At 60.7% G+C, this 27,000-nt stretch carries 19 protein-coding genes; 11 read left to right on the forward strand and 8 right to left on the reverse strand.

Features of this window, described 5'->3' with window-relative positions; translation table 11 throughout:
* The first annotated feature begins 59 nt into the window (after positions 1–59).
* Positions 60–4,679, forward strand: a complete 4,620-nt coding sequence (locus tag ASD70_RS22670) for a dermonecrotic toxin domain-containing protein (RefSeq protein WP_056847494.1) — start codon at positions 60–62, stop codon at positions 4,677–4,679.
* 2 nt (positions 4,680–4,681) lie between these two features.
* On the opposite strand, the gene pdxR is transcribed toward ASD70_RS22670, so the two are convergent.
* The gene (gene pdxR / locus ASD70_RS22675; RefSeq protein WP_056847495.1) at positions 4,682–6,220 is read right to left on the reverse strand and encodes a MocR-like pyridoxine biosynthesis transcription factor PdxR; all 1,539 of its coding nucleotides are present in this window, start codon (positions 6,218–6,220) and stop codon (positions 4,682–4,684) included.
* Between the two features lie 87 nt (positions 6,221–6,307).
* Between pdxR and ASD70_RS22680 the strand changes: the two genes are divergently transcribed.
* From ASD70_RS22680 to ASD70_RS22690, 3 genes are read left to right on the forward strand one after another with little or no spacing between them, the layout of a single operon-like run.
* Positions 6,308–6,946 carry an FMN-binding negative transcriptional regulator gene (locus tag ASD70_RS22680; RefSeq protein ID WP_056847496.1) on the forward strand — a complete coding sequence of 213 codons (639 nt, stop codon included), beginning with the start codon at positions 6,308–6,310 and terminating at the stop codon, positions 6,944–6,946.
* The gene (locus ASD70_RS22685; protein ID WP_056847497.1) at positions 6,943–7,389 is read left to right on the forward strand and encodes a GNAT family N-acetyltransferase; all 447 of its coding nucleotides are present in this window, start codon (positions 6,943–6,945) and stop codon (positions 7,387–7,389) included. Before ASD70_RS22680 ends, ASD70_RS22685 begins: the two co-directional genes overlap by 4 nt.
* 10 nt (positions 7,390–7,399) lie before the next feature.
* On the forward strand, positions 7,400–8,071 hold the full coding sequence (locus tag ASD70_RS22690; RefSeq protein ID WP_056847498.1) for a GNAT family N-acetyltransferase: 672 nt from the start codon (positions 7,400–7,402) through the stop codon (positions 8,069–8,071).
* Between the two features lie 68 nt (positions 8,072–8,139).
* Here ASD70_RS22690 and ASD70_RS22695 read toward each other — a convergent pair whose 3' ends face one another.
* Positions 8,140–9,042, reverse strand: a complete 903-nt coding sequence (locus ASD70_RS22695) for a homocysteine S-methyltransferase family protein (RefSeq protein ID WP_046070154.1) — start codon at positions 9,040–9,042, stop codon at positions 8,140–8,142.
* 114 nt (positions 9,043–9,156) lie between these two features.
* Between ASD70_RS22695 and ASD70_RS22700 the strand changes: the two genes are divergently transcribed.
* The 3 genes from ASD70_RS22700 to ASD70_RS22710 all read left to right on the forward strand — a co-directional run bounded on the left by ASD70_RS22700 (position 9,157) and on the right by ASD70_RS22710 (position 12,227).
* A complete protein-coding gene (locus ASD70_RS22700; RefSeq protein ID WP_056847499.1) occupies positions 9,157–9,978 on the forward strand; it encodes an ABC transporter substrate-binding protein in 822 nt (273 codons plus the stop codon).
* On the forward strand, positions 9,975–10,745 hold the full coding sequence (locus ASD70_RS22705) for an amino acid ABC transporter permease (protein WP_046070156.1): 771 nt from the start codon (positions 9,975–9,977) through the stop codon (positions 10,743–10,745). The genes ASD70_RS22700 and ASD70_RS22705 overlap by 4 nt, the downstream gene beginning before the upstream one ends.
* A 192-nt stretch (positions 10,746–10,937) precedes the next feature.
* Positions 10,938–12,227, forward strand: coding sequence for an autotransporter outer membrane beta-barrel domain-containing protein (locus ASD70_RS22710; RefSeq protein ID WP_056847500.1), 1,290 nt, complete (start codon positions 10,938–10,940; stop codon positions 12,225–12,227).
* A gap of 83 nt (positions 12,228–12,310) precedes the next feature.
* On the opposite strand, the gene oadA is transcribed toward ASD70_RS22710, so the two are convergent.
* Positions 12,311–14,119: a sodium-extruding oxaloacetate decarboxylase subunit alpha gene (gene oadA / locus ASD70_RS22715; RefSeq protein ID WP_046070158.1), complete on the reverse strand. Its 1,809-nt coding sequence runs from the start codon at positions 14,117–14,119 to the stop codon at positions 12,311–12,313.
* An 11-nt stretch (positions 14,120–14,130) separates the two neighbouring features.
* The gene (locus tag ASD70_RS22720) at positions 14,131–15,546 is read right to left on the reverse strand and encodes an acetyl-CoA carboxylase biotin carboxylase subunit (RefSeq protein ID WP_003195732.1); all 1,416 of its coding nucleotides are present in this window, start codon (positions 15,544–15,546) and stop codon (positions 14,131–14,133) included.
* Positions 15,547–15,740: 194 nt separating this feature from the next.
* Here ASD70_RS22720 and ASD70_RS22725 point away from each other — a divergent pair, with 194 nt between their 5' ends.
* Positions 15,741–16,715 (forward strand): LysR family transcriptional regulator, encoded by a 975-nt coding sequence (locus ASD70_RS22725; RefSeq protein WP_046070159.1) that lies wholly within the window; start codon positions 15,741–15,743, stop codon positions 16,713–16,715.
* Here the strand turns inward: ASD70_RS22725 and ASD70_RS28640 are convergent.
* From ASD70_RS28640 to ASD70_RS22740, 3 genes are all read right to left on the reverse strand, one after another.
* Positions 16,645–16,842 carry a PA3496 family putative envelope integrity protein gene (locus ASD70_RS28640; RefSeq protein WP_080944696.1) on the reverse strand — a complete coding sequence of 66 codons (198 nt, stop codon included), beginning with the start codon at positions 16,840–16,842 and terminating at the stop codon, positions 16,645–16,647. The two genes, ASD70_RS22725 and ASD70_RS28640, sit on opposite strands and share 71 nt — an antisense overlap.
* Positions 16,843–17,055: 213 nt before the next feature.
* Complete coding sequence (hexR, locus tag ASD70_RS22735) at positions 17,056–17,922, reverse strand: transcriptional regulator HexR (RefSeq protein ID WP_003177007.1); 867 nt, start codon at positions 17,920–17,922, stop codon at positions 17,056–17,058.
* 164 nt (positions 17,923–18,086) lie between these two features.
* On the reverse strand, positions 18,087–20,960 hold the full coding sequence (locus ASD70_RS22740) for a putative bifunctional diguanylate cyclase/phosphodiesterase (protein ID WP_046070160.1): 2,874 nt from the start codon (positions 20,958–20,960) through the stop codon (positions 18,087–18,089).
* Positions 20,961–21,239: 279 nt separating this feature from the next.
* Here ASD70_RS22740 and uvrD point away from each other — a divergent pair, with 279 nt between their 5' ends.
* The 3 genes from uvrD (at position 21,240) to ASD70_RS22755 (ending at position 25,139) form a co-directional block, all read left to right on the forward strand.
* A complete protein-coding gene (uvrD, locus tag ASD70_RS22745; RefSeq protein ID WP_046070161.1) occupies positions 21,240–23,423 on the forward strand; it encodes a DNA helicase II in 2,184 nt (727 codons plus the stop codon).
* Between the two features lie 300 nt (positions 23,424–23,723).
* Positions 23,724–24,596: a Tim44 domain-containing protein gene (locus ASD70_RS22750; RefSeq protein ID WP_043048169.1), complete on the forward strand. Its 873-nt coding sequence runs from the start codon at positions 23,724–23,726 to the stop codon at positions 24,594–24,596.
* A gap of 135 nt (positions 24,597–24,731) precedes the next feature.
* On the forward strand, positions 24,732–25,139 hold the full coding sequence (locus tag ASD70_RS22755; RefSeq protein ID WP_017739032.1) for an SMI1/KNR4 family protein: 408 nt from the start codon (positions 24,732–24,734) through the stop codon (positions 25,137–25,139).
* Positions 25,140–25,241: 102 nt separating this feature from the next.
* Here ASD70_RS22755 and ASD70_RS22760 read toward each other — a convergent pair whose 3' ends face one another.
* Entirely contained in the window at positions 25,242–26,999 is a 1,758-nt protein-coding gene (locus tag ASD70_RS22760; protein WP_046070162.1) for a cation:proton antiporter, read from the reverse strand.
* Position 27,000: the final 1 nt, after the last annotated feature.

The following is a 27,000-nucleotide window of genomic DNA, read 5'->3' on the forward strand; positions in this document are numbered from 1 at the left end:
CTTGCGCCTTTCAAGGTCCGTCGCAGCCGCCCGGGCCAACGCTTGCCAAGGAGCTGCAGATGCCCGACACCCCCCTCGCCACGGACACTTCGCAAACCAACCGACCGCCCACCGTGGATGAATTGCTCATCCAACTGACCACCGGCCCCACCAGCCGGGAAGTCGCGGCCAGCACCTTGCGCACCGCGCTGCGCGAGCAATACCCAACGCTGGACATCGACCCGGACCTGGCCATGGTCTGCCGCCCGCGTTGGCGCGTCATCGACGACCTGATCGTCTCGTCCAGAGGACCCGCCGAATCACTCACCTCCGTCATGGCACACCAGGCCATGTGGCCGAGGCCGGTGGTCTATATCGACGGCGAGCACTACCTCTCGCTACAGCCCGACGCCTGGGAGGCCGTGCACTTGCCGGTGAAAATCGATGCCGTCGGGCGCTTGATCAATGAGCTGGCGCCGCTGCTGTTCACCGCCTTTCAGGAACAGCAGCTCGACTACTGGAACCAGTCCAGCAGCGGCAACGGCCCGCGCTGGCAAGTGCTCGCCAATTCGCTGCGCAAAGTATGGAATGTGACCACTGTGGAAGGCTGGGACGCTGACGACTGCGCCATGGCCAGAACGCTGTATCACTTTGCGCAGAAAGAAACCCGCAGTGCCAAGGACCCGTACAAGAGCCGGGCCTACCTGATCGATATAGACTTGCTGCACGATGGCCAGGTTCGTCATATCGGCGTGATGGACAAGACGCTATTGATCGGCGAGCACGAGAAAGAAACCAGGATTCTTGCCTACTCCCTGGTCGACGGCTACGAAAAATTCACCTCGCTGGAGCAGGTCGGCACAAGCCTTCCGTCCAAATTGAGCCAGGTGCCCCATGGCACGGTATTGCAATGGCGCCTGATTGAACCGGCCGACAACTTTTTCGACAGCCTGGCCTGCGCCTTGATTTCCATGCAAATCGAGGCCATCGGCATGCTCGAAGACCCCCAGGGCCGCGCCGCCCTCGGCCAACCCGGCGTACCTTCGACCATAACCCGTGCCCTGCCCGCCCTCGAAGACCTGAGCGGACAGTCCTTGTCGCGCGTTCATCAAGTCAACCAGCAAATGCCCGACTGGCTGGCCGACGCCAGTGATGCCGATGCAGCCGCCTATGGCCGTTACCTCATTGACTTGGCCCAGGTGCACACCTCCAACCATGGCCGCTTGTTCCAGGACGGTATTGCACCGATACGCGACTATGCCCGCGCGCAATTGCAAAGCCGGTTCAAGGCCAACAAACAGAGCACCACGCTGAACCCGGACAAGGTCGAAGTCATCATCCAGAGCCCGGTCATCTGGGGCACCTTTGCTGTGCCTGGACAGATCGACGTCACTCGCCGCAACTTGATCGACCTGGCCCTGGAAAATCTCACCGGGCTGCCCACCGGCGAGACCAGCGTGGCGTATAACGGCGGTCCCGCACCTGAATGGCTGACGTACAGCTACCTCAAGGACTTGATTACCCAACTGGATATCGGCGAGCACTATCCGGCGCTGATCAAGCGCACACTGCTCGAAGACCCGGAGCAATCCCAGGCACGGCAGCAGCTCTACACCAGCCACCTGCGTGTGCAGCTGCCGATGCTGGCCCTGCAATGGAAAATCCAGGGGCGCTATGGCCTGGATGAGCTGGGTTACCGCTACGTTGCCGCCGTAATGCAACCTGACGTCCATGACCGCCAATTCGATGGGCAGGAAATCGTCATCCGTCAGTTGGCCTTTATTCCCACCTTGCGCCCCGGGCACGACCAGGATGCGGTGACCAATATGTTCGTGATCGAGCCCCGGTCCGCCGACAAAGGCCCGTGCGTACTGTACCGCCCGCTGCTTGAGCCGATGCTGCGTCAATTCCCCTCGCGGCAAAACCTGCTGTATGCGATCAAACATGATCGGCATCTGCGCGAATCGGTGCTGGCCTGGTTACCCGAAGCATCGCGTTTCAACTACGCACAGTACGTGTTCCCCGGTGCCGTGCCGTCGCCCTGGACACTTGCCCGCGTGCTGATCGAGCCCGCCACCGTGGTGTACATGAGCGGCGCCATTGCCTTGAGTGACGAAGTGCTGGGCAATGACGTACTGGGTACACTCTTCAAGGCCAACGCCAATGCCATGGTGGAGCTGGCGACTCGTCAATCGGTGTCCAACGTGCAAAAACGCTGGGCGACCTTTCGCCGTGCCGGCTGGCAGATTTTCAATGCGACCTTGCCGTTCCTTGGCCCTACGGTGGGAATCGCGGCCTGGATGTGGCAGATCATGGATGACCTGGAAGAGGTCGAGCAGGCAGTCAATGCCGCCGACAAAGCCACGCCCTGGACCTCACTGGTGGACCTGTGGCTCAACCTGGGAATGGCCCTGGCGCTGCATGTGGCCCTGCGTCATCCGTCCGCCCCGGCGACAGACAAAACGCTCAAGCCCAAGGTGCCCGAGGAGCCGCTGTCGAACACCAACACAGAGCAACCGGCGCTGCCTGCGCCCTCTATCACCGCGGTGCAGCTGCCGGACTTGCCCAGCACTGAACTGTTCGCCTCGCATCAGGGCTCCCTGCACGTCAGCGGCGCACTCAGCCGCACCCCCACGAGCCTGGGCACGTGGCTGGAGAGCTTCAATGTCGAGCGGCCCGCCGAATTGGGCGAGCAGAACAAGCAAGCCGGTACCCACCACCACCTGTATCCCGCCGCCAACAAATGGTTCGTACCCGTTGGCAAGCGCTGGTTCGAGGTCAAGGTAGACGCCAACGACAACGTGGTTGTTATCGACCCGGCCATCCCAAACCGCACCGGCCCATTGCTGATCAGTAACAGGGCTGGGCAGTGGTTCGTCGATCCCCGCCTGCGCCTGCGTGGCGGCGGTTTTCGCAACCGTCGGCGCACGGCCAGGCAGCAGAAACCGCCGCGCATTGAAGAACTGCGTAAAAATATTGACCGTTTCCAGATCAACGACCGGGATCGACAACAACAGCTTTCCAATACCCTCGCGGCCATCGGCACAGAGCCTGGGCCCTCCACTGACTTACGCCGTGAAAACTTCATCAGGGATGCGAATCAACGCCTGCTGGAATACGAAGAGCCCATTCGCCAACTCAGGTCCCTTGGCCACATCGACGACGTGCCTGAATACCAGAGCATGATGATTGGCTTCCTGAAAAACCAGTTGGCGCTGACGCGAGCCGCCATTGATGAACAATTGCCCGCTTATCGCGATGCCTTGTCGGGCTCCCTCAATGCGCTCGAATTACCCGCCTCGCTGGAGAGGCGAACCGCCGAGACTATCGCGACCCAGACCCTGGAAATGATCATGCGCCTGGAATACGTGGCTGGCCGCTTCAAGGAACTGGAAAACCTTGGTGTCGAGGGTGCAGAAGCCATCCAATCGACGATGCGTGCCTTGCCCAATATCACGCTCCCCGACCTGAAGGCGCTGCACATCACCCTGATGCGCTATCTGTGTGTCAACGCCGGTAACAGCACAGTGTTGACCCGTGTCCGCGCACAGTTGAGCGATATCATCGACGCCGCTGACCTGCATGTGCAGAGCTTGATTGACATTCTCGGCGAGCCCGAAGACAGCAGCCTGGATGAGCGCATCGAAACGCTCAACAGCCTGGCCGAGCAATTCGACATCGTTGACCATCGCCTGCTGGACCTGCACGCCGATTATCCAGAGCACCTGCAGCGCGACCCCGTGGAAGTATTGCGCCAGCGTATCGAAGAATTTCATCAGCGCACCTTGCACGAACTGGCGCAGCTGTTGCGCCAGCGCAAAGCCCTTGAGCCAAAGCCGGGACCGTCGAAACCGCCAGAGCCGCCTCGACGCAAAATCATCAAGACCCGCTTCAAGGGCATCGTGGTAGGCGAGCCAAGGGAGAGCGAAGCCACGCTGGTGGATGTGAAGGCAACGCTGACCGGCAAGGTGATTGCCACCTTCCACGAAAAAGCCCCAGGAGTCTGGGTCGAGCACAAAAGGGGCCCCTCTGCCCCGTCAAGGCCAAAGCCCGCCAACCTTGGGAAAAGCCTCAACGCCGGGCAGCAATTGCTGGATGATGAGCCGGCCACCACCCGCCGCCTGTTGGCTCACTCGCGTAAACGCGGGCGTATCCCGGTGGAGATCGAAGAGATGTTCCACCAGCATGCGGCCGAGCTGGAGGATGCCGTGCTGACAGTGGAATCCGCCCTGACCCGGCTCAACCTCACCGAAAGCGACCGGCCTTCGGCGGCCAACCTCAACCGCCAGCTCAATGACCGCGCCAAACGCCTCTACGAACTGGGCACCCAGACTCGAATCACTCTGACCAAGCGACAACCTCCCACGGCAGCTCGTGTGAAGTGGTTGCATGATCAAGGGCTGGTGAAGATCGTCAAGACGACCAATCGCCGTCCTTTGAAGGGCCCAGGCAAGAACTACCTGGATGAGTACGAAATCCGCGATAGCCAAAGCAATGCCGCCCTGTGGTATGCACACTTTCACTACGCGTCAACCCAAGCCGAGCTCGAGCACTTTACCGCCGGGCACCTCAAGACTCGCGACCAGCGCAGGCTCGGCGGCAGATTGCAGCGTACGGGCAGCAGCGACCAGGACCAGATCGAAATTTACCGCAGTGAAATCAGTCCGCAGTTGGCCCAGTCACTGTTCTTTGCAAATTGATCTCAGCCCTGCCATGCCACCCGCAATCGCGCCAGCGCTTGGGTAATCGCCGCCTCTGGCACAGCGGCGAACCCCAGTACCAACCCGGCGCGCTGGTCGAGGGGAGTGATCGAGTCTGCCAGCCAATAGTTGCTCAGGCCATTGACCTCGACCCCAGCGGCCAACGCCTGGGCCAGCAATTGCTGCTCACGGGCCAGGCTGTCCAGCCTCACCGTGAGGTGCAACCCTGCCGCCACGTTGGGCAGCGGGCCTAGGCCAGGCAGGTCGCCAGGCCAGCCGGCGAGCAAAGCGTTGCGTCGGCTCAAAGCCGCACGACGCATGCGTCGGATATGCCGCTGGAAATGCCCGGCGGCCATGAACTCGGCCATCACCGCCTGGGTGCTGACCTCCGAATGACGCATGTCCACCGCGCGACGCTGGGCGAAGGCGTCCACCAACGCCGCAGGCAATACCAGGTAACCCAGGCGCAAGGCCGGGAACGCCACCTTGCCGAAGGTGCCGACGTACAGCACGCGCCCGCTGCGATCCAGGGCTGCCAGTGGCGAAAGCGGCGCACCGCTGTAGCGGTACTCTCCGTCGTAATCATCTTCAACCACCCAACCGCCCGTGCGTTGCGCCCAGGCCAGCAGCTCAAGGCGACGCGCCAGGCTCATCACCACGCCCAACGGGTACTGGTGGGAAGGCGTGACATACGCCACCCGGCAATCGCCCAGGGTATTGAGCGCCTGGCAGTCGATACCTTCGTCGTCCACCGGCACGCCGTGCAGTCGCCCGCCGGCCAAAGCGAACGCGTGGCCCGCTGCGCGATAGCCCGGGTTTTCCACTGCAACGCTGTCCCCCGGCTCCACCAGCAGCTGTGCACAAAGGCTGATCGCCTGCTGAGCGCCACTGGTGATCACTATTTGCTCAGCACTGCATTGCATGCCCCGCGAGCTGCGCAAGTACGCGGCGATCAACCCGCGCAGACGGCCATCCCCCGCCGGGTCGCCATAGCACAGGTGTTGCAGGTCAGGTTTGCGCCAGAACCCCGCACTCAGCTTGGCCCACACCTCGAACGGAAACAGATCGAAGGCCGGCACTCCCACGCGAAATGCTCGGGGTGGTCCTGACGGCGGCTGGGGCAGGTGGTGATTTTTTACCCGGTCCAAACCCGCGCTGTGGATAACTTCATCTTCCAGATTCCCGGGCAAATTCGTCCATTTTGTGGATAAAGTTGGGGATAAGCCTGTTGATAACCTTGTGGATACTTTTGTGGATAGTTTTTTTGGCGTAGGTAATAGAGCGACGTAAGTGCCATCTCCGACTCGGCTCTCGATAAAGCCCTCGGCATACAGTTGGTCATAGGCACGTATTACGCTGTTGCGCGAAATCGCCAACGCCGCGGCCAAGTCCCGGGTAGCGGGCAACCGCGTGCCACTCACCAGCCGCCCGTCCAGCACCCGCTGGCTCAAGGCTTCATAGAGTTGGCGCGTCAAGCCCAGGCGGCGATCCAGCTCAATGCCGGCGGGGTTGAATGACAGCGGCGGTGTAGTGGGCGACATATTGGACCTATGAAATGGGCGCTAGATGGCTCTTACAACGAACCATTAGCCTGCCTAGGATGCAGGCATTCGCCAAGGAAAATTTCCATGTACACACCTCGCGCCTTTGCCCTCGACGATTTGCCTGAAATCCACCAACTGATCCAGCACACCCGCCTGGCGCAATTGGTAACCTTTGGTGAGCAAGGCCTGCAGGCCAGCCACCTGCCGCTGCTGCTCAACCCCGATGAAGGCCCCCATGGCACCCTCTACGGGCACTTGGCCAAGGCCAACCCGCAGTGCAAAGACCTGCAAGACGGCAGCGAAGCGTTGGTGATCTTTGCCGGCGTCGACGCCTACATCAGCCCCTCGTTCTACCCGGCCAAGGCCGAGCACGGCAAAGTAGTGCCCACCTGGAACTACATCGCCGTGCATGCCTATGGCAAGCCCGAAGCGTTTACCGACGCCGAGCGCTTGTTGGCCGTGGTTACTGCATTGACTGATCGCCATGAAGGCAAGCGTGCACAGCCGTGGAAAGTCAGCGACGCCCCGGCCAACTACATTGACAGCATGCTCAAGGCCATCGTCGGCTTTGCCCTGCCGATCGAACGTGTGGTGGGCAAGCGCAAACTCGGCCAGAACCGCAGTCAGGCTGACATGAACGGCATTCGCGAGGGCTTGGCCACCAGCCTCGACGTGCGCGACCAGACCCTCGCACGCTTTATGCCCCAAGGAGTTTCAGAATGAGCCCGATCGACATCCGCCCCGTCACCGCCACTGATCACGCCGCCTGGTTGGCGCTGTGGCAAGCGTATTTGCAGTTCTACAACACTGAACTGCCGGACGCCGTCAGCCTCAGCACCTGGCAGCGCTTGATCGACGCCAGCGAGCCGACCCACTCGGCCCTGGCCTGGCAAGACGGCAAGGCCGTGGGCATGGTCAACTTCATCTACCACCGCTCCAACTGGAGCATCGAGAACTCCTGTTACCTGCAGGATTTGCTGGTAGCACCGGCCCAGCGCGGCAGCGGCGTGGGTCGCCAGTTGATCGAGTACGTCTACGCCACCGCCAAGGCCGATGGTTGCTGCAAGGTGCATTGGCTGACCCACGAGACCAACGCCACCGCTATCCAACTCTACGAACGCATCGCCGAACGCCCAGGTTTTATCCAATTTCGCCAAGGTCTTTAAGGAGCGCAATATGTCCACTTCCCTCGCCGACTGGAAAGGCGTACCGGCCCCCACGGTTCAACTGCTCGAAGGGCGCTTTATCCGCCTGGAAAAACTCGACCCGGCGCGCCATGGCGATGACCTGTTCAACGCCCTGCAAGGCCCGGGCGCCGACCCAAAGCTATGGGACTATTTACCCTACGGCCCCTTCCCTGAGCGCAACGCGTTCGATGCCTGGCTGAATAATCACGCGGCCCATAGCGACCCGTATTTTTTCAGCGTGATTGATCGCACAACTGGCCAGGTCCAGGGCATCCTCAGCTTGATGTCGATCGTGCCCGAGCAAGGCCGCATCGAGATCGGCCATGTCACCTTCGGTGCTCCGATGCAACGCTCGCCCAAAAGCACCGAGGCGGTGTACCTGTTGGCCAAGTACGCCTTCGAGCAGGGCAATCGCCGCCTGGAATGGAAGTGCAACAACGCCAACGCCCGCTCCAAGTATGCGGCCGAGCGCTTGGGCTTCAGCTTTGAAGGCGTGTTCCGCCAGCATACGGTGGTCAAGGGCAAGAACCGGGATACCGCGTGGTATTCGATCATCGATTCGGAATGGCCAAAGGTAGGCGCAGGGTTTGAGGCATGGCTATCGGAGGCGAACCAGAGCGGCTCGGGCCAGCTGAAAACCCTGGCCGAATGCCGGACCTAGGCCTCATAACCAATACAAAACCAAATGTGGGAGGGGCTTGCCCCTCCCACACTTTGAAGTGCGGTAAATCAGTTGGTCAGGCGCTGCGCCAGCACCGCAATATGCTCCGGCCCGATACCACAGCACCCACCCAAATGGCTGGCGCCACGCGCCTGCCAATCAGCAGCCCAATGCAGGTAACCTGGCGGGTCGAGATCGTCGCGTAACGGGTCCAGGCCGTCGTTGGCCGTGGCTTCCTTGGGTTGCGGCGGGAAGGCATTGGCGTAGGCGCCGATCTGGGTCGCTACACCCAATCGCTTAAAGGTTTCACGCGCCGCATCAATGGCCGCGCCGATCACTTCCGGCTGGCTGCAATTGAACAGCAACACCTGCACACCCAACTGCGCGGCGGCCTCGGCCGCCTCGGTCACTGGCTCGCCGGAGCGCAGGCGTGGTACGTCGTCGGTGTCTTCGTCTTTCAAGGTGAACGACAGCCAGAACGGTTTGCCGTCCTGCGGCAGGCCCGCATGGATGGCTCGCGCCTCAACGATTGAGCTCTGGGTTTCCGCCAGCCACAGGTCGACGTGAGGCGCCAGGCCTTGCACCAGTGGTGTCAGCAACTCACTGACCCGTTCGGCCTGGAACAAGTCGGGGCGATAGGAGCCAAACAGCGGTGGTAATGAACCGGCGACCTGTACCGCCTTACCGGATGCCTGCACCGCCCGTCGCGCCAACTCACCGGCCAGTGCGGCCAGCGCCTGGCCTTCTTGCGCGAACCGCGCTTCGCCGATATGAAACGGCACCACTGCATAGCTATTGCTGGTAATCACATTGGCACCGCTGTCGATATAGGCCGCATGCACGGCCTCCACCGCTTGCGGCGCTTCGCTCAAGGCCAGGGCCGACCATTCCGGCTGGCGGAACGGCGCGCCACGGCGTTGCAGTTCACGGCCCATGCCGCCATCGAGAATTACTGTGTTAGCTGCGCCCATATGCTTTTTACTCATATGCTTATGAAAATAACTCACTATGAGAGTCGTTCTTATAACTATTTAATGCGTACCATTCGGTTAATAACAACCACTTTTTTATTCAGGTGCTCGATTTTGAAACTCAGACTGCTGCAGGCCCTCGGCCTGACGATGTTGGCCGCTTCCACCCAAGCCTTTGGCGGCGTCACCCTGGACCGGATCGAGCAGAAAAAAGAGTTGGTCGGCGTGCTGATGGAAAGCTATCCGCCGTTTTCATTTCTAAACGAGCAGAACCAGCTCGACGGTTTCGACGTGGACGTGGCCAAGGCCGTGGCACAAAAACTGGGGGTGAAGCTGCGCCTGGAAACGCCGTCGTGGGACGTGATCGCCGCCGGCCGCTGGAGCGGGCGCTACGACATTTGTATCTGCTCCATGACCCCGAGCAAGGCGCGTGCCGAGGTGTTCGACTTCCCGGTGCAATACTATGCCTCGCCCGCCGTGATTGTGGTCAACGCCAAGGATGATCGTATCCACGAAGCCAAAGACCTGAGCGGCAAGAAAGTCGGCCTCACCAGTGCCTCCAGCTACGAAAGTTATTTGAACAAGAACCTGGTGATCGAGGGCGCCGAAGATACCCAGCTGCAGTACCCGTTCGAAGATGTGCAGATCGCCCCGTACGACACCGACAACGTAGCGTTCCAGGACCTCGGCCTGGGTGCGGGCGTGCGCCTGGATGCGATCCTTACCAACCTGGTGACCGCGCAGCCGCGCCTGACGCAAGATAAACGCTTCAAGCTCGCCGGCACGCCGTTGTATTCGGAGCCCAACTCGGTAGCCATCGAGAAAGGCGACGCGCAATGGGACAGCAAAGTGCGTGAGGTCTTCGCCCAGCTCAAACAGGACGGCACCTTGAGCAAGCTGTCGCAAAAATGGATCGGCGCCGACATCAGCCAATGAGCTTTCGTTTACGGCTTTACCTGACCTGGGCGGTACTGTTTGCCCTGTTTGCCAGTTTCTTCCTGAGCTTTGACCTGAAGTTCTCGATCATCCTCGACAAGCTGCCCAACCTGGTCGGTCTGCACCTGGCACCCAATGGCTTTCTGCAAGGTGCGGCGCTGACACTGTTCCTGTGCCTGTGCGCCATAGTTGCCTCATCGGTGCTGGGCTTTATCACAGCGCTGGGGCGTCTGTCGAAAAGCGCAGTGGCGTTTGGCATTGCCAGTTTCTACGCCTCGTTCTTTCGTGGCACGCCGCTGCTGATCCAGATCCTGCTGATTTACCTGGGCCTGCCGCAGCTGGGCCTGGTGCCAGGCGCCATCGTCGCCGGGATCATTGCGTTGTCGCTGAACTATGGCGCCTACCTGAGCGAGATTTTCCGCGCCGGCATCCTCGGCGTCCCCCATGGTCAACGCGAAGCCGCGCTGGCCCTGGGCATGCGCGACAGGGAGATCTTCTGGCACGTCACCTTGCCCCAGGCGATGCGCACCATCATCCCGCCAGCCACCAACCAGTTCATCTCGATGCTCAAGGATTCGTCGTTGATTTCGGTAATGGGGGTATGGGAAGTGATGTTCCTGGCGCAGTCCTATGGTCGCTCCAGCTACCGCTATATCGAGATGCTCACCACGGCGGCGATTATTTACTGGGTGATGTCACTGGCCCTGGAGCTGATCCAGGCGCGCATGGAACGGCATTTCGGCAAGGGTTATGTGCGCCGCGGTTGAAGCTCAGAACCTATGGCGCTCTGCCTTGGCTACGTTCAGCGATTTTACGGTTTGATATTGCTGTCGAGCCCATGAGTTTTTAATCGCATCTCACCGAAGACAACTCCCGCAAGCCAGCGGTCACTGGCCTGACATTTATCGTCCCGCGCCCCCGCTAAATTCCCGGCCTCATTCATCAGAGGTTGGGAATTCATGCCCTTTACACCCCAAAGAATCGCGATAGTCATCAGCCTTGCGGCAACCGCCAGTTTTCAACCCGTGCACGCGCGCGGCGATATCGAATATCGGTCGCCCTACGACGCGGCTCCCGCTCAGTGGGAGTTCATGTCCGGGTTCGGGGCCCCGCCCATTCCGCCGCCTTTCGACGGTTTCCTTACGCAGCAGGCCACCTCGCACAACGGTCTACAGGTCGCCAAGGTGCTGGAACCGGCCTTGATTCGACTGGTTGCATCCGGCCAGATGAGCGCCGAAGAGCTCAAGGACATGCAGAAGAAACTCGACCAACTGAGCAAACAGCCCGGAGGCATCGGTGCAGCCCTTGAGCAATTGGCCGCCAGCCAAAACGCCAACCTGGCCGCCGCGACCCAGCGCACCACGCAACACCTGAGCAGCCAATTGCTCTCCACTTTGCGCACACTGCCCACTGAAGACGACGGCCACTTCTGGGTGCAGGGCCTGGGTAACGGTGGCAGCCTTGATTCACAGCACGGCAGTGCTGGCCTGAAACACGATACCCAGGGCCTGCTGCTGGGCGCCGACTGGGCAGTCGACTCAGCCTGGCGAGTGGGCGTCATGGGCGCCAAAACCTCCGGCCGCTTCGATGCTGCGCGTTTTGCCGCTGATCTGGACAGCTGGCACCTGGGCGGCTATGCCGTGCGCCAGGATGGCCCTTTGGCCTTGCGCATGGGGGCGATCTACAGCAAGCATGCCGGCCAGAACAAACGCAACGTCAGCCTTCTGAATCACACGGAGTCGCTCAAGAGCAGCTACAACGCCCACAGTCAAACGCTGTTCTCCGAACTTGGCTATCAACTGGGCAGTGGCGATTCCAGTGTCGAACCTTTCGTCGGCCTGGGCTACCAGCGCTACCAACGCGAACGCTTCAAAGAGAGCGGCGGCCGAACCGCGTTGAATGTCGGCCCACAGACCCAGCGAAACCTGAACAGCACCCTCGGCCTGCGCGTAGCGACGGTGTATCGGTTCGACAACAAGATGAGCCTCACACCCCACCTGAGCACCAGTTGGAAACACCTCTATGGCGACGTCAGCAGCCAGGTCAACCAGTCTTCGCGCCATGCGCCAGCCCTGATCGATGCATTCACCATCACTGGCACCGCCCTGGATCGCGACAGCCTGGACCTGCAAGCGGGTCTGGACCTGGCCTTCTCGACCCAACACAGTATCGGCCTGACCTATACCAGCCAAAGCGGCAACCACGGTCGCGACCAAGGTTTGATGGGGCAGTGGAAGGTGAGCTTCTAACGCTGCCGAACGCTGAATAACGGGCGAAAAAAAGGGGAGCACCTGCCCCCCCGAGGATTAAACGTTAGTCTCGAAGGCTGTAATCAGCCTTCGATCTCGATCAGGATTTCGCCAGGGTTGACCCGGTCGCCCTTGGCCACATGAACGGCGGTCACCTTGCCGGCAATCGCTGCCTGCACTTCGGTTTCCATCTTCATGGCTTCGGTAATCAGTACCGCCTGGCCAGCCTTGACCACATCGCCTTCCTTGACCAGCACGTCGACGATATTGCCCGGCATCGCCGTGCTCACATGGCCCGGCTCGGTGGCGTGCTTGCGTTTGCTGCCGCCGCTGCTGACAAACTCGTTGAGCGGTTCGAACACCACTTCTTCCGGCATGCCGTCGATGGACAGGTAGAAGTGGCGCTTGCCTTCGGCCTTCACCCCCACGCCGGTAATGTCGACGCGGTAGCTTTCGCCATGGACATCGATGACGAATTCGGTCGGCACACCTTCGCCACCGGCACGGGCCACGCCACCGGCTTCCGGAATCGGCAGCAGCACTTCCGGTGCCAGGGTGCCGGCGTCGCGCTCTTCAAGGAATTTACGCCCAATGTCCGGGAACATGGCGTAGGTCAGCACGTCTTCCTCAGACTTGGCCAACGCGCCGATTTCGCCGCGCAGTTTGGTCATTTCCGGCTTGAGCAAATCGGCCGGACGCACGTCGATCACTTCTTCGCTGCCGATGGCCTGGCGACGCAGTTTCTCGTTCACGGTGCCGGGCGCCTTGCCATAGCCGCCTTGTAGATAGAGCTTCACTTCGTTGGTGATGGTCTTGTAACGCTCGCCGGCCAGCACGTTGAAGAACGCTTGGGTGCCGACGATCTGCGAGGTCGGGGTGACCAGCGGGGGGAAGCCCAGGTCTTCACGCACACGGGGGATTTCGGCCAGCACTTCACTCATGCGATTGAGGGCGCCCTGCTCTTTCAACTGGTTGGCCAGGTTGGAAATCATCCCGCCCGGCACCTGGTTGACTTGCACGCGGGTGTCGACGGCGGTGAATTCGCTTTCGAACTGGTGGTACTTTTTGCGCACGGCGTAGAAGTACAGGCCGATCTCCTGCAGCAGCTCCAGATCCAGGCCCGTGTCGAATTCGCTGCCTTTAAGCGCCGCGACCATCGACTCGGTACCCGGGTGGCTGGTGCCCCAGGCGAAGCTGGAAATGGCGGTGTCGATATGATCGGCACCGTTTTCGATGGCCTTGAGTTGGCACATCGCAGCCAAACCGGCGGTGTCGTGGGAATGGATAAAAATCGGCAGGTTCTGTTCGGCTTTCAGCGCCTTGACCAGTTCGCCGGTGGCGTACGGGGTCAGCAGGCCGGCCATGTCCTTGATCGCGATCGAGTCGCAACCCATGGATTCCAACTGCTTGGCCTGGGCCACGAAGGCCTCGACGGTGTGCACCGGGCTAGTGGTGTAGGCGATGGTGCCCTGGGCATGTTTACCAGCGGCTTTGACAGCTTCGATGGCCACGCGCAGGTTACGCACGTCATTCATGGCGTCGAAGATACGGAACACGTCGATACCGTTAACCGCCGCCTTGGCCACGAAAGCCCTTACCACGTCATCGCTGTAGTGGCGGTAACCCAGCAGGTTCTGGCCGCGCAGCAGCATTTGCAGGCGCGTGTTGGGCAACGCGGCGCGCAGTTGGCGCAGGCGCTCCCACGGGTCTTCCTTGAGGAAGCGCACGCAGGCATCGAAGGTCGCGCCGCCCCAGACTTCCAGGGACCAGTAGCCGACTTTGTCGAGCTTGTCGCAGATCGGCAGCATGTCGTCGGTGCGCATGCGGGTGGCCAGCAACGATTGGTGGGCGTCGCGCAGGATGGTGTCGGTTACGAAGATTTTTTTAGTCATTGGAATGTTCCTCACAGGCCTGCGTGGGCGGCGATGGCGGCGGCGATGGCCAGGGCCAGCTCTTCGGGTTTGCGCTTGATCGAGTAGTTGGTCAGCTCAGGATGGCTTTCCACGAAACTGGTGTTGAACTGGCCACTGCGAAATTCCGGGTTGCGCAGGATTTCCTGGTAGTAGGCGGCGGTGGTCTTCACGCCTTGCAGGCGCATGTCGTCCAGGGCTCGCAGGCCGCGGTCCATGGCCTCTTCCCAGGTCAACGCCCACACCACCAGTTTCAGGCACATGGAGTCGTAGAACGGCGGGATGGTGTAGCCGGTGTAGATCGCCGTGTCGGTGCGTACGCCGGGGCCGCCGGGTGCGTAGTAACGGGTGATCTTGCCGAAGCTGGGCAGGAAGTTGTTCTTCGGGTCCTCGGCGTTGATACGGAACTGCAACGCAAAGCCACGATGCTGGATATCTTCCTGTTTCACCGACAGCGGCAGGCCCGACGCGATGCGAATCTGCTCGCGCACGATATCGATCCCGGTGATTTCTTCGGTGATGGTGTGTTCCACCTGCACCCGGGTGTTCATCTCCATGAAGTACACCTCGCCCTCGGCGAGCAGGAACTCCACGGTGCCGGCGTTCTCGTAGCCCACGGCCTTGGCGGCGCGCACCGACAGGTCGCCGATGTAGGCGCGCTGTTCGGGGGTCAGCTGGGGGCTTGGGGCAATTTCGATGAGTTTCTGGTTACGACGCTGGATCGAGCAATCACGCTCGAACAAATGCACCACGTTGCCAAAGCTGTCACCGAGGATCTGCGCCTCGATGTGCTTGGGATTGACGATGCATTTTTCCAGGAACACTTCCGCCGAACCGAACGCCTTGGTGGCTTCGGAGATAACGCGGGGGAAGGCTTGTTCAAGTTCTTCGCGGCTGTTGCAACGACGGATGCCACGACCGCCGCCACCAGAAGTGGCCTTGAGCATCACCGGGTAACCGATGCGGTCGCCTTCAGTAAGCGCTTCGTGGATATCGGCGACGTTGCCTTCAGTACCGGGAGTGACCGGCACACCGGCCTTGATCATGCTGCGGCGCGCTTCGGTCTTGTCGCCCATGCGACGGATCACTTCGGCCGACGGGCCAATGAACTTGATCCCGCGTTCGGCGCAAATGTCCGCCAGTTCAGCATTTTCTGACAGGAAGCCGTAGCCGGGGTGCAGGGCGTCGCAACCGGTTTCCACGGCCAGGTTCACCAGCTTGCGCGGGTTCAGGTAGCCGGCCAGGGGCTCGGCACCAATGCTGTGAGCCTCGTCGGCACGCTTGACGTGCAACGCGTGGCGGTCGGCGTCCGAGTAGACCGCGACCGAGCGAATGCCCATCTCGGCGCAGGCACGTACGATTCGTACGGCAATTTCACCACGGTTGGCGATCAGGATCTTTTTTATCACTTGGAAATTCCCTTGAGCCGATTGCTGCGTCTTCGACCTGATGGAACTGGTCGGCGCGTGACCAAATGTTTCATGACAGTCGCGAGACACACACTAAGCCCGCCAAGGGATTAACAAAAATCAATAATTATTGGGTCATGCATAAGCAAAGACTTATAGTTGGCTGAATAGCCTGCGGTGAAGGGATCTAAATAATGCGTAAGTCACTGATGAGACTGACATTACGTCAATTGCAGATCTTTCATGAGGTTTGCGACCTGCGCTCCTACAGCCGCGCGGCCGAGGAAATGTCCCTGACGCAACCCGCCGTCAGTCTGCAGATTCGTCAGCTGGAAGAGCTGATCGGCCAGCCGCTGTTCGATTATGTCGGTAAAAAGCTCTACATGACCGAGGCCGCCGAAGCCCTGCAACGGGCCAGCCGCGATATCTTCGGGCGCCTGGAAAACCTCGACATGCAGCTATCGGACATGCAGGGCTCGCTGCAGGGCCAGCTGAAACTGGCGGTGGAATCGAGCGCCAAGTATTTCGTGCCGCACCTGTTTGCCGCCTTCAAGCGCCAGCACCCGGAGGTGCAACTGCACTTGACGGTCGTCAATCGTGCCCAGGTAATCCGCAGGCTTTCAGACAACCGCGACGATTTGGTGATCATGTCCATGGTGCCTCAGGACATGGGCCTGGAATTCCTGCCGTTTCTCAACAACCCAATTGTCGCCGTGGCACTGCCGGATCATCCGTTGAGCCTGCAAGGGCCGTTGCGTCTGCAAGACCTGGAGCCTTACACACTGCTGATCCGCGAGCCAGGTTCCGGCACGCGGCTGGCCTGCGAGGAATACTTCAAGGAAAAACGCGTGCACTTCACCCAGACAGTGGAAGTGGCCTCGGCCGAGGCGCAGCGTGAGTGCGTGGCAGCAGGTTTGGGCGTGGCCCTGCTGACGCGCCACGCCTTGAACCTGGAACTGGCCACCGGCGGGCTCAAGGAGCTGCCGGTGGAAGAACTGCCGCTGTACCGCAGCTGGTGCCTGGTGCAGGCCAAGGCTAAACGCCTGTCACCAGTGGCCCATGCGTTCCTGGGCTTTATTCGCAGCGAACGGGTGCAGATCAGCGCGCTGGCTGAGCGTTTCGCTGGGCGGCCACGGGTGCCTGCCAATGGAGTTCCGGGTAGTCAGTGATGCTCTGGAGCAACTGGCGCTCTTCGCAACGGTCTTCGATGGCGCGACGGAACGCCATGCGGCGCTGGTCTTCCTGCTGACGACGGGTCTTGACGGTGCTGTTGCTGTCTTCGTAGTGCCGGGTCATTTGGAGTCTCCCAATGCGAGTACGGGGGAGTACAGGGTGGACGCGGGGGATGACGGGGCGATGACAGCCTGATGAAGATTCTGGATGCATGGAAAATCTAATGTGGGAGGGGGCTTGCTCCCGATAGCGGAGTTTCAGTCACAGATTCATTGACTGACCTACTGCTATCGGGAGCAAGCCCCCTCCCACATTGAGTTCTGTGTACAGTTTTTTTTAGTCGTCGAGGGCTTTGACGGATTTGGGCGACAGGCGCAGGCTGCGCAAGCTGCGCTTGACGCTCTTGAGGTGGTTGACCAGGCTCGGGCCACGGGCCATGGCCACGCCCATCGCCAGCACGTCGATCACCACCAGGTGAGCGATGCGCGAGGTCAGCGGCGTATAGATTTCGGTGTCTTCATGCACGTCGATCGCCAGGTTCACCGTGGACAGTTCCGCCAATGGCGTCTGGCTCGGGCACAGGGTAATCAGCGAAGCGCCGCTCTCACGCACCAGGTTGGCGGTGATCAGCAAATCTTTGGAACGACCGGACTGGGATATACAGATCGCCACGTCAGTGGGCTTCAAGGTCACTGCCGACATTGCCTGCATGTGCGGGTCGCTGTAGGCCGCAGCCGTCAGTAGCAGGCGAAAGAACTTGTGCTGGGCATCGGCCGCCACCGCGCCCGAGGCACCAAAGCCATAGAACTCGACGCGCTGGGCCTGGGACATGGCAGTCACCGCCTTTTGCAGCTCCACCGGGTCAAGCTTCTCGCGCACTTCCATCAGGGTATGCAAGGTGGTGTCGAAGATTTTCAGGCTGTAGTCAGCGACGGAGTCGTCTTCATGAATCGCAAACTGGCCAAAGCTCGCGCCGGCCGCCAGGCTCTGTGCCAGCTTGAGTTTCAGATCCTGGAACCCGGAGCAGCCAATGGCGCGGCAAAAGCGCACGATGGTCGGCTCACTGATGCCCACGCTGTGGGCCAGGTCGGCCATGGAACTGTGCATCACGGCCGCAGGATCAAGCAGCACATGATCGGCAACCTTGAGTTCCGATTTGCGTAACAGGTGGCGCGACTGGGCGATATGTTGCAACAGGTTCAAAGGGCAGGACTCTTGTTATTGGCAGGCGCCAGGGATGTAGCAAGCTTGTAGTTATACTACAAGAATTCTCGTTTTGCCCGTTCGATGCATCACTAAATCGCCCTGCTCCCCCTCTGGTTTCAGCGGGCAGGCGCTATGTAGCCATAAATTCGGCCTACGCTGCGTTAAGAAAAATCTGCATTTTTGCGTAACAAATCCGCCAGCCCTTCGGCCGGCATCGGCTGGCTGATCAGATAACCCTGCACTTCATCGCACTGCTCACCGCGGAGAAACTCCAGCTGCTGCTGATCTTCCACGCCTTCGGCCACGACCTTGAGCGCCAACCCATGGGCCATGGCGATGATTGCACGGGTGATCGCCGCATCCTCACGCCCCTGGCCAAGGCCACGGATAAAGGTCTGGTCGATCTTCACGTAGTCCACCGGAATGCGCTTGAGGTAGCTCAGGGACGAATAACCCGTGCCAAAGTCATCGATGGCCAGTTTCACCCCCAGGTCGCGCAACTGCTGGAAGGTGGCGATGATGTGTTCAACGCTGTCGAGCAACTGGCTTTCAGTCAGCTCCAGCTCCAGGTATTGCGGGTCCAGGCCGGTTTCTTCCAGGACCTGGCGCACCAGACTGACCAGCTTGCCCTGGCGCAACTGATGCACCGACAAGTTGACTGATACCCGAATCGGCGCGAGCCCCTGGCGCTGCCACTCACAAGCCTGCCAACACGCCTGGCGCAGCACGAACTCGCCCAACGGCACGATCAAGCCGGTTTCTTCGGCCAGGCCGATAAAGTCCCCCGGCGGCACCATGCCCCATTGCGGATGCTCCCAGCGGATCAGCGCCTCGGCGGCATTCAGCTTGCCGGTGGCCAGGCACAGTTTGGGCTGGTAGAACACACTCAAATGACGCTCTTCGATGGCTTTACGCAGGTGATTTTCCAGCTGCAAACGCTCCAGGGTGCTGGCTTGCAGGCTGTCGGTGTAAAACTGGAAATTATTCCCGCCCAAGTGCTTGGCGTGTTGCATGGCCATATTTGATTGGCTGACCAATGCAGAAATTTCCCGCGCATTATCCGGCAGCAGACTGACCCCCATTGAGGCGCTGACCACCAGCTCATGCCCCTCCACCGTCACCGGTACACGCAGTTTTGCCAGCAGCCGCGTCGCCACCCGTGCCAGGCTCGACAGGTTGCCGTAGGCGTCGAAGAGCACGGCAAACTCGTCACCGGACAGGCGCGCAATGGTGTCGGCTTCAGGCAACGCGTTGATCAAACGCCGGGCCATTTTCTGCAATAACTGGTCGGCCACTTCATGGCCCAAGCTGTCATTGAGCAACTTGAAGCGGTCCAGGTTGATATGCAGCAGCGCCAGGCTGCGCCCGCCCTGACGCACACGCTGGTGGGCCTCGCGCAGGCGTTCGCGAAACAGCGAGCGGTTGGCCAGGCCGGTCAGTTCATCGTAGTGAGTGAGGTAGCGCATACGCTCCTCGGATTCACGCCGCGCCGAAAGATCGGCGAAAAAACCCACGATATGGCTGACGTTTCCCCGAACATCGCGCACTACGTTCAGTTGCAGCCACTGCGGGTAGAGCTCGCCGTTCTTGCGCGTTTCCACCAACTCGCCCTGCCAGGTACCGTGGCTGAGCAGCGCCTGGCGGATCACCGGGAAGTGGCGTCGCGCATCGCGGCTGCTGGGCAGTTCCACCACATTGCGGCCAAGCATGTCGTCGATGTCAAAACCGGTGACACGGCTGAATGCCTGGTTCACCGCGATCAGCACGTACTCGGGATCGAGGATCACGATGCCTTCGCTGGCCGCCTCGAACACCGTCGAGGCGAGCCGTTGCTGTTCTTCCAGCGCCTTACTCGCGCTGATATCTCGGCGCGTACCGAGCATGCGGGTCACGCGGCCGTTGGGCGCGCGCTCCACCGCACGGCCACGGTCCTGGATCCACACCCAATGCCCGTCACCATGGCGCACCCGGTATTCCACCTGATAGTCCTCGCTACGGCCTTTGAGATGCTCCACCAGCGCACGCTTGAGCAGCGGCAGGTCGTCGGGGTGCAGCCGCGGCTTGAGGTGGCTGAGCATCGCCGTGACGTACTCGGGCTCCAGGCCGAACAGCTCCTTGAGTTGGGTGTGGTGGACTTCGTCGGTTTGCAGGTTCCAATCCCAAAGACCCAGTTCGCTGGCTTGCAGGGCCATGGCCAGGCGCGCTTCGCTTTTATTCAGGGCAAGGCTGGCGGCATCCAGCTCCTGGCTGCGTCGCGCCATACCGTCTTGGAGGCCGACCTGGGCGTCGCGCAAGTCCTGTTCAACCTGGCGGCGCTGCTCGACTTCACGCACCAGCTCCAGGTTCAACTGTTCGCTGCGCTGCTGAGACTGTTGCAAATGCTCGATCAAGGCCTGGTTCTGAAATCGTCGCAACAGCCCGCGCTGAATCAGCCGGTTGACCTGCCAGGCCACCAGGCTCAGGGACGCCAGCAGGATCAGGCCGAGCACACCCCAGCCCTGCTGCTGGGCCGTGCCATTCCAGAACAGATAGACGATGGCCGGCACCAGGCACGGCAAGACAAACGACAGGAAGGCCCACAGGCTCACGGCATAGGCCACGCTGGCCGACAATGAAGCGGCGCCGATCAGGCCAAACACCCAGGCCTGATGCATGAAGCTGTCGGCAGGTACCAAGGCGATGGCCGCGACAGAAAGCGTCAAGCCACTGACCGCCGAACCGAGCATGAACATGCGCCGCCACACCGGCTGGGCCTGACGGCTGGGCATCGCCGAATCAAAGGCCGCCACCTGAATCACACGCATCGCCACCAGGGCCAGTAGCCAGAGCAACCAAATGCTGTCGAGCAGGTATTGCTGGGGGTTCCAAAGCAACCAGGCGCAGACCAGGCCATTGACCAGCATCAGCAGCGTCGGCAGCAATGAGCCCTGATATAGCAGGCGTGTGCGCTCGACCGCCATTTGGGTTGCATAGTGTTTACGGATGACCTGCGCCGGCGCCGCCGAGGGGCCGAACAGGTCGGTGCTAAGGGTCATAGGCGGTGTTCTTATAATGGTGAGCCCGAAACGTCGACGGAGCATACACAAGCAGGCGCCTGCACCAAACTGCTCCAGGTCATAAAAACCCCGCCAAGATCGGCCGCAAACCTTTGGCCCAGACGGCTTGAGCGAGACGCGGCGCGGGCTGCGGCCGATGACCAACCGGTCATCCCCCTCGGCAGAATGTCTGCCCGGTCGACAGCGCTCCGGATGTTTTGCGTCGACCACCTGGCATTGGGATTTGCCCGAGCCCCCTTAGGCCCATAGAATGCGTCGATGCGCGATGATCTCTCACTTTTGTTGAACTCCCTCAACGATGCCCAACGCCAGGCCGTAGCGGCCCCCGTTGGCCGTCAGTTGGTCCTGGCCGGTGCTGGCTCCGGTAAAACCCGAGTGCTGGTGCACCGTATCGCCTGGTTGATCCAGGTCGAAAACGCGTCCCCGCACTCCATCTTGTCGGTGACCTTTACCAACAAGGCCGCTGCCGAGATGCGCCATCGTATCGAGCAGTTGATGGGCATCAGCCCGGCCGGCATGTGGGTGGGCACTTTCCACGGCCTGGCGCACCGCTTGTTGCGGGCGCATTGGCAGGAAGCGGGGCTGAGCCAGACCTTCCAGATTCTCGACAGCGACGACCAGCAACGCCTGGTCAAGCGCGTGATCCGCGAACTGGGCCTCGACGAACAGCGTTGGCCGGCGCGCCAGGCCCAATGGTTTATCAATGGTCAGAAGGACGAGGGCCTGCGCCCGCAGCATATCCAGGCCAGCGGCGATCTGTTCCTGGCTACCATGCGCAGCATTTATGAAGCCTACGAGGCGGCGTGTTTGCGTGCAGGCGTGATCGACTTCTCCGAACTGTTGCTGCGCGCCCTCGACCTGTGGCGTGACAACCCCGGTTTGCTGGCCCATTACCAGAAGCGCTTCCGCCATATCCTGGTGGACGAGTTCCAAGACACCAACGCCGTGCAGTACGCCTGGTTGCGCCTGCTGGCCAAGGGCGGCGACAGCCTGATGGTGGTGGGTGATGACGACCAGTCGATCTACGGCTGGCGCGGCGCGAAAATCGAGAACATCTACCAGTACTCCGAAGATTTCCCGGACGCGGTGACCATTCGCCTGGAGCAGAACTACCGCTCCACCGCCGGGATCCTCAAGGCTGCCAATGCCTTGATCGCCAACAACACCGGGCGCCTGGGCAAAGAGCTGTGGACCGACGGCGGCGAAGGCGAAGCGATCAACCTGTACGCGGCGTTCAACGAGCACGATGAAGCGCGCTACGTGGTGGAAACCATCGAAAGCGCGCTGAAAACCGGCCTGGCGCGCAGCGATATCGCGATCCTGTACCGTTCCAACGCCCAGTCGCGGGTATTGGAAGAAGCCTTGCTGCGCGAGCGTATCCCCTACCGCATCTACGGCGGCCAGCGCTTTTTCGAACGTGCCGAAATCAAGAACGCCATGGCCTACCTGCGCTTGCTGGAAGGCCGTGGCAACGATGCGGCGCTGGAGCGGGTGATCAATATTCCGGCCCGTGGCATCGGCGAGAAAACCGTCGAAGCGATCCGCGACCATGCACGCCATGCCGATGTGTCGATGTGGGAAGCCATGCGTTTGCTGATCGCCAACAAAGGCCTGACCGGCCGCGCTGCCGGGGCTCTGGGTGTGTTTGTCGAGTTGATCGAGAACCTCGCCGCCAAGTGCGCAGAAATGCCCCTGCACCTGATGACCCAGACCGTGATCGAGCAGTCCGGGCTGATCGCTTACCACGAAGCGGAAAAAGGCGAGAAAGGCCAGGCCCGGGTAGAAAACCTTGAGGAACTGGTCAGCGCCGCCCGCGCCTTCGAAAATACCGAGGACGACGAAGAGCTGACGCCGCTCGCCGCCTTCCTGGGCCACGCGTCGCTGGAAGCTGGCGATACCCAGGCCGATGAGCACGAAGACAGCATCCAGCTGATGACCTTGCACAGCGCCAAAGGCCTGGAGTTTCCGTATGTGTTCCTGGTGGGCATGGAAGAAGGCCTGTTCCCCCACAAGATGAGCCTGGAAGAACCCGGCCGCCTCGAGGAAGAACGCCGCCTGGCCTATGTGGGCATTACCCGGGCGATGCAGAACCTGGTGATGACTTACGCCGAGACCCGACGCCTGTACGGCAGCGAGACCTACAACAAGGTGTCGCGCTTTGTACGTGAAGTGCCGAAAGGGCTGATCCAGGAAGTGCGCCTGTCCAACAGCGTCAGCCGCCCGTTCGGCGGCGGCCAGCAGCAGAACTCCAGCACCATGTTCTCAGGTTCCGAGATTCCGGAAACCCCGTTCAGCCTGGGTCAGCAGGTCAGGCATGCGATCTTCGGCGAGGGCGTGATTCTCAACTTCGAAGGCGCCGGTGCCCAGGCGCGGGTGCAGGTGAACTTCGCCGAAGGCAGCAAGTGGCTGATGATGGGCTACGCAAAGCTCGAAGCGGTCTAACACCCTCCCTTGTAGGAGCGAGCTCGCTCGCGAAGAACGTCCAGACAACGCGTTCCTCCAGAATGCCCACGTTATCGTTGACGATTTTCGCGAGCAAGCTCGCTCCTACAGAGAACGGTTCAACATGAAGGTTACGGCTGTGCCCTTGTATTTCACGAGCGCGGGCCAATATCTGTAATACGTCCTACAGACCCTTCGGATTCAGTCTTACGCAAAAGCCCGAAACATTATGCCGCTAGCCACTGTCACGACACCTGTGCAACATGGCGCGCGTGCAATCCACAAATGGGAATTCCCTTTATGAAACGTTTTCTTAGCATCGCCATGGCGTTGTGCATCGGCTTGACGATGAGTCTCGACGCCAACGCCAAACGCTTCGGTGGCGGCAAAAGCTCAGGCGCGGCGCCGACTCACCAGACCAGCCAGATGGCTCCAACCGCCGGTGCCGGCGGTGCTGCCGCAACTGCGGGCGCAGCCGGTGCCGCTGGCGCTGCTGCCAAGGCCGGCGGTGCTTCGCGCTGGCTGGGCCCTCTGGCCGGTATCGCTGCCGGTGGCCTGCTCGCCTCCATGTTCATGGGCGGCGGCTTCGAGGGCATGCAGATCTTCGACATCCTGATCCTGGCCGTCATCGCTTTCGTGATCTTCCGCTTTATCGCCGCCCGTCGTCGCAAGCAGCAGGAGCACCTGGCTCCAGCCGGCGCGCCAATGCAGCGTGAAGTATTCGAGCAGAAGCCTGCCATGGGTTCGATCTTCGGTGGTTCGGCAGCACCTGCCGCTGCCGCCCGTCCGGTGATCAACGCACCGGCCTGGTTCAACGAAGAGCGTTTCGTCGAAGCGGCCCGCAGCCACTTCCAGTCCCTGCAACAACACTGGGACGCCAACGAAATGGACAAGATCTCCGAGTTCGTGACCCCGCAACTGCTGGAGTTCCTCAAGCGCGAACGTGCCGAGATCGGTGACGCGTTCCAGTCGACCTACATCGACGACCTGCGCGTACAACTGGACGGTGTGGATGATCGCGCCGACAAGACTATCGCCACCCTGACCTTCAGCGGCGTGTCGAAGACCTCGCGCTTCGACCAGGGCGAAGTGTTCAGCGAAAGCTGGAACATGGAACGCGCCCAGGGCGAGGACCAGCCATGGCTGGTGGCCGGTATCCGCCAGAACGGCTGAAACCTGCACGTTTGAGCAAGCGGTAACAAAAACCCCGGACATGTCCGGGGTTTTCTATTTCACGGTTGCACTTATAGCGAGCTACTGTATAAAACGCCCCTATAAACCGCGCCATCTAGCAAGAGGATCCCGGCCGTGGAAGAAATCATCGAACAATTGCGTGAAGCCAACGAACCGGTCCCGGTTCCTTTGGAGCTGCCTGACGAAGACCAACTGGTGGAAATCGAAGAACAACTGTTCATCGACATCCCGTTTGTCTTCCGCGAATTCCTGCTGACCGTCAGTGATGTGGTGTACGGCAGCCTGGAGCCGGTGACCGTCACCGACCCACAATCCCATACCTACCTGCCGGACGTTGCCGCCAACGCCTGGGACGCCGGCGTCGACCGCAGCATGATCCCGATCTGCCAGGACGGCGATGACTACTATTGCGTCGAGGAAGACGGCACCGTGGTGCTGTGGTCCGGCGAAGAAGAACTCGTTACCGAAGAAACCTGGGAATCGGTATGGCACTGGGCGCGGGACGTCTGGCTGGAAAGCTGAGGCCTTTGCAGGAGTCGAGCTTGCTCGCGAGAAACCTGAGGGCGCCACTGGGTGTCAGGTTTCCCGCGTTATCGCTAACGATCTTCGCGAGCACGCTCGCTCCTACTGCGTATCCTTGTGGTTATCCAGGGTCTCCAGCAACGCCACTTGCATCCGCGTATGCACACGGATAAACCAGCGCCAGAGCACCGCCGCCACCGCAGCCGTGACCACGGCAATCAGCACCAGCAACTTGTTGGTCGGCAGAATGCTGGCCGACAAGGCTGCCAATAGCAGGAAGATCACCAGCAGCGACAATAGGGGGATCAGCTCCGCAATCACCCGTCGCACGCGCTGGGTATGCCGCCCGGCCATCTCCGGCTTCACACTCATCTCTGCCAACAACATCGACAGCGCCTTGAGCTTGCGATACGCCGCAATCAGGAATGGCAGCGATAACAGCAGTGCCCCACCCCAGATCAATGCCTTCTGCCAGCTCGGATCACTGATCCAACCCTCCAGGTACCCGCCGATGCGTGCGGCGAAATAACTACCAGCGAAGAAGATCGCGATCACCAGTGCCAGGTTGACCCCTACCTGCAGGATGATCTTGCGAATCATCGAGGCCAGCATCGCCCCCTCGCCCTGGGGCTGGATGCTGCGCAGCCACTCGCCATACATGCCGAAGACCCGGCTCATGCGCTTGGGCATCACCGCTGCGATCTTCAATGACAGTGGATCGGCGCCGCGAATCAGGTAGGGCGTCAGCAGCGTGGTAATCGCCGAAACAGCAACCGCCACCGGATACAGGAAGTCGCTGGTCACCTGCAGGGTCATTCCCAATGCTGCAATGATGAAAGAAAATTCGCCAATCTGTGACAGCCCCATGCCGACCCGCAGCGAAGTGCGGCCATCATTGCCGGCGATAAAGGCTCCCAGGCCGCAGGACAGCATCTTGCCCAGCACCACCGCCACGGTGATCACCGCAATCGGCCAGGCGTATTGCAGCAGGATATGAGGGTCGATCATCAACCCTATCGCGACAAAGAAGATTGCACTGAACATGTCGCGAACCGGCTCGATCAGGCCCTCGATCTTAATCAATTGACGGGATTCAGCCATGATCGCACCAATCAAAAAGGCCCCGAGCACCATGCTGTATTCCAACTTCACCACCAACAGGCAGAAACCGAAGCACAAGCCCAGCACGGTGATCAGCAGCATCTCATTGCTTTCAAACTTGGCCACATAAGCCAGCAGGCGCGGCACCAGCAAAATGCCGATCACCAGCGCAACGATCATGAACAAGGACAGCTTGCCGACCGTAGAGAACACCTCGCCGGAGCTGACCGTGCCACTGACGGCGATGCTCGACAGCAAGGCAATGATGCCGATACCCAGGATGTCCTCGACGATCAGCACGCCAAAAATCAGCTGGGCGAAACGCTGGTCTTTCATCTTAAGGTCATTGAGGGCCTTGACGATGATGGTGGTCGAGGAGATCGCCAGGATCGCGCCGAGAAACAGCGAGTCCATGGTGCTCCAATCGAACCAGCGGCCGATCTCGTAGCCGATCCAGATCATCAGGACGATCTCAAGGAACGCCGCGATAAACGCCGTGGCCCCCACTTTGAACAGCTTGCGCAGGCTGAACTCCAGGCCCAGGCAGAACATCAGGAAGATCACCCCCAGCTCGGCCAGGGTTTTGATGGTGTCTTCGTCGTGGATCAGGCCAAACGGCGGAGTATGGGGGCCGATAATGAAGCCCGCGACGATATAGCCCAGTACCACCGGCTGTTTGAGGCGATGAAACAGGATGGTGACGACCCCTGCTACCAGCATGATCACGGCCAGGTCCTGGATAAAGCTGATGGCGTGCATG

Source organism: Pseudomonas sp. Root569, from assembly GCF_001427465.1.
GTDB classification, from domain to species: Bacteria; Pseudomonadota; Gammaproteobacteria; order Pseudomonadales; family Pseudomonadaceae; genus Aquipseudomonas; species Aquipseudomonas synxantha.

What these genes read in the sequence shown, in the direction of transcription:
- ASD70_RS22670 (WP_056847494.1), top strand. Translation starts at nt 60, where the DNA reads ATGCCCGACACCCCCCTCGCCACGGACACTTCGCAAACCAACCGACCG.
- pdxR (WP_056847495.1), bottom strand. Translation starts at nt 6,220, where the DNA reads ATGTCGCCCACTACACCGCCGCTGTCATTCAACCCCGCCGGCATTGAG.
- ASD70_RS22680 (WP_056847496.1), top strand. Translation starts at nt 6,308, where the DNA reads ATGTACACACCTCGCGCCTTTGCCCTCGACGATTTGCCTGAAATCCAC.
- ASD70_RS22685 (WP_056847497.1), top strand. Translation starts at nt 6,943, where the DNA reads ATGAGCCCGATCGACATCCGCCCCGTCACCGCCACTGATCACGCCGCC.
- ASD70_RS22690 (WP_056847498.1), top strand. Translation starts at nt 7,400, where the DNA reads ATGTCCACTTCCCTCGCCGACTGGAAAGGCGTACCGGCCCCCACGGTT.
- ASD70_RS22695 (WP_046070154.1), bottom strand. Translation starts at nt 9,042, where the DNA reads ATGGGCGCAGCTAACACAGTAATTCTCGATGGCGGCATGGGCCGTGAA.
- ASD70_RS22705 (WP_046070156.1), top strand. Translation starts at nt 9,975, where the DNA reads ATGAGCTTTCGTTTACGGCTTTACCTGACCTGGGCGGTACTGTTTGCC.
- ASD70_RS22710 (WP_056847500.1), top strand. Translation starts at nt 10,938, where the DNA reads ATGCCCTTTACACCCCAAAGAATCGCGATAGTCATCAGCCTTGCGGCA.
- oadA (WP_046070158.1), bottom strand. Translation starts at nt 14,119, where the DNA reads ATGACTAAAAAAATCTTCGTAACCGACACCATCCTGCGCGACGCCCAC.
- ASD70_RS22725 (WP_046070159.1), top strand. Translation starts at nt 15,741, where the DNA reads ATGCGTAAGTCACTGATGAGACTGACATTACGTCAATTGCAGATCTTT.
- ASD70_RS28640 (WP_080944696.1), bottom strand. Translation starts at nt 16,842, where the DNA reads ATGACCCGGCACTACGAAGACAGCAACAGCACCGTCAAGACCCGTCGT.
- ASD70_RS22740 (WP_046070160.1), bottom strand. Translation starts at nt 20,960, where the DNA reads ATGACCCTTAGCACCGACCTGTTCGGCCCCTCGGCGGCGCCGGCGCAG.
- uvrD (WP_046070161.1), top strand. Translation starts at nt 21,240, where the DNA reads ATGCGCGATGATCTCTCACTTTTGTTGAACTCCCTCAACGATGCCCAA.
- ASD70_RS22750 (WP_043048169.1), top strand. Translation starts at nt 23,724, where the DNA reads ATGAAACGTTTTCTTAGCATCGCCATGGCGTTGTGCATCGGCTTGACG.
- ASD70_RS22760 (WP_046070162.1), bottom strand. Translation starts at nt 26,999, where the DNA reads ATGCACGCCATCAGCTTTATCCAGGACCTGGCCGTGATCATGCTGGTA.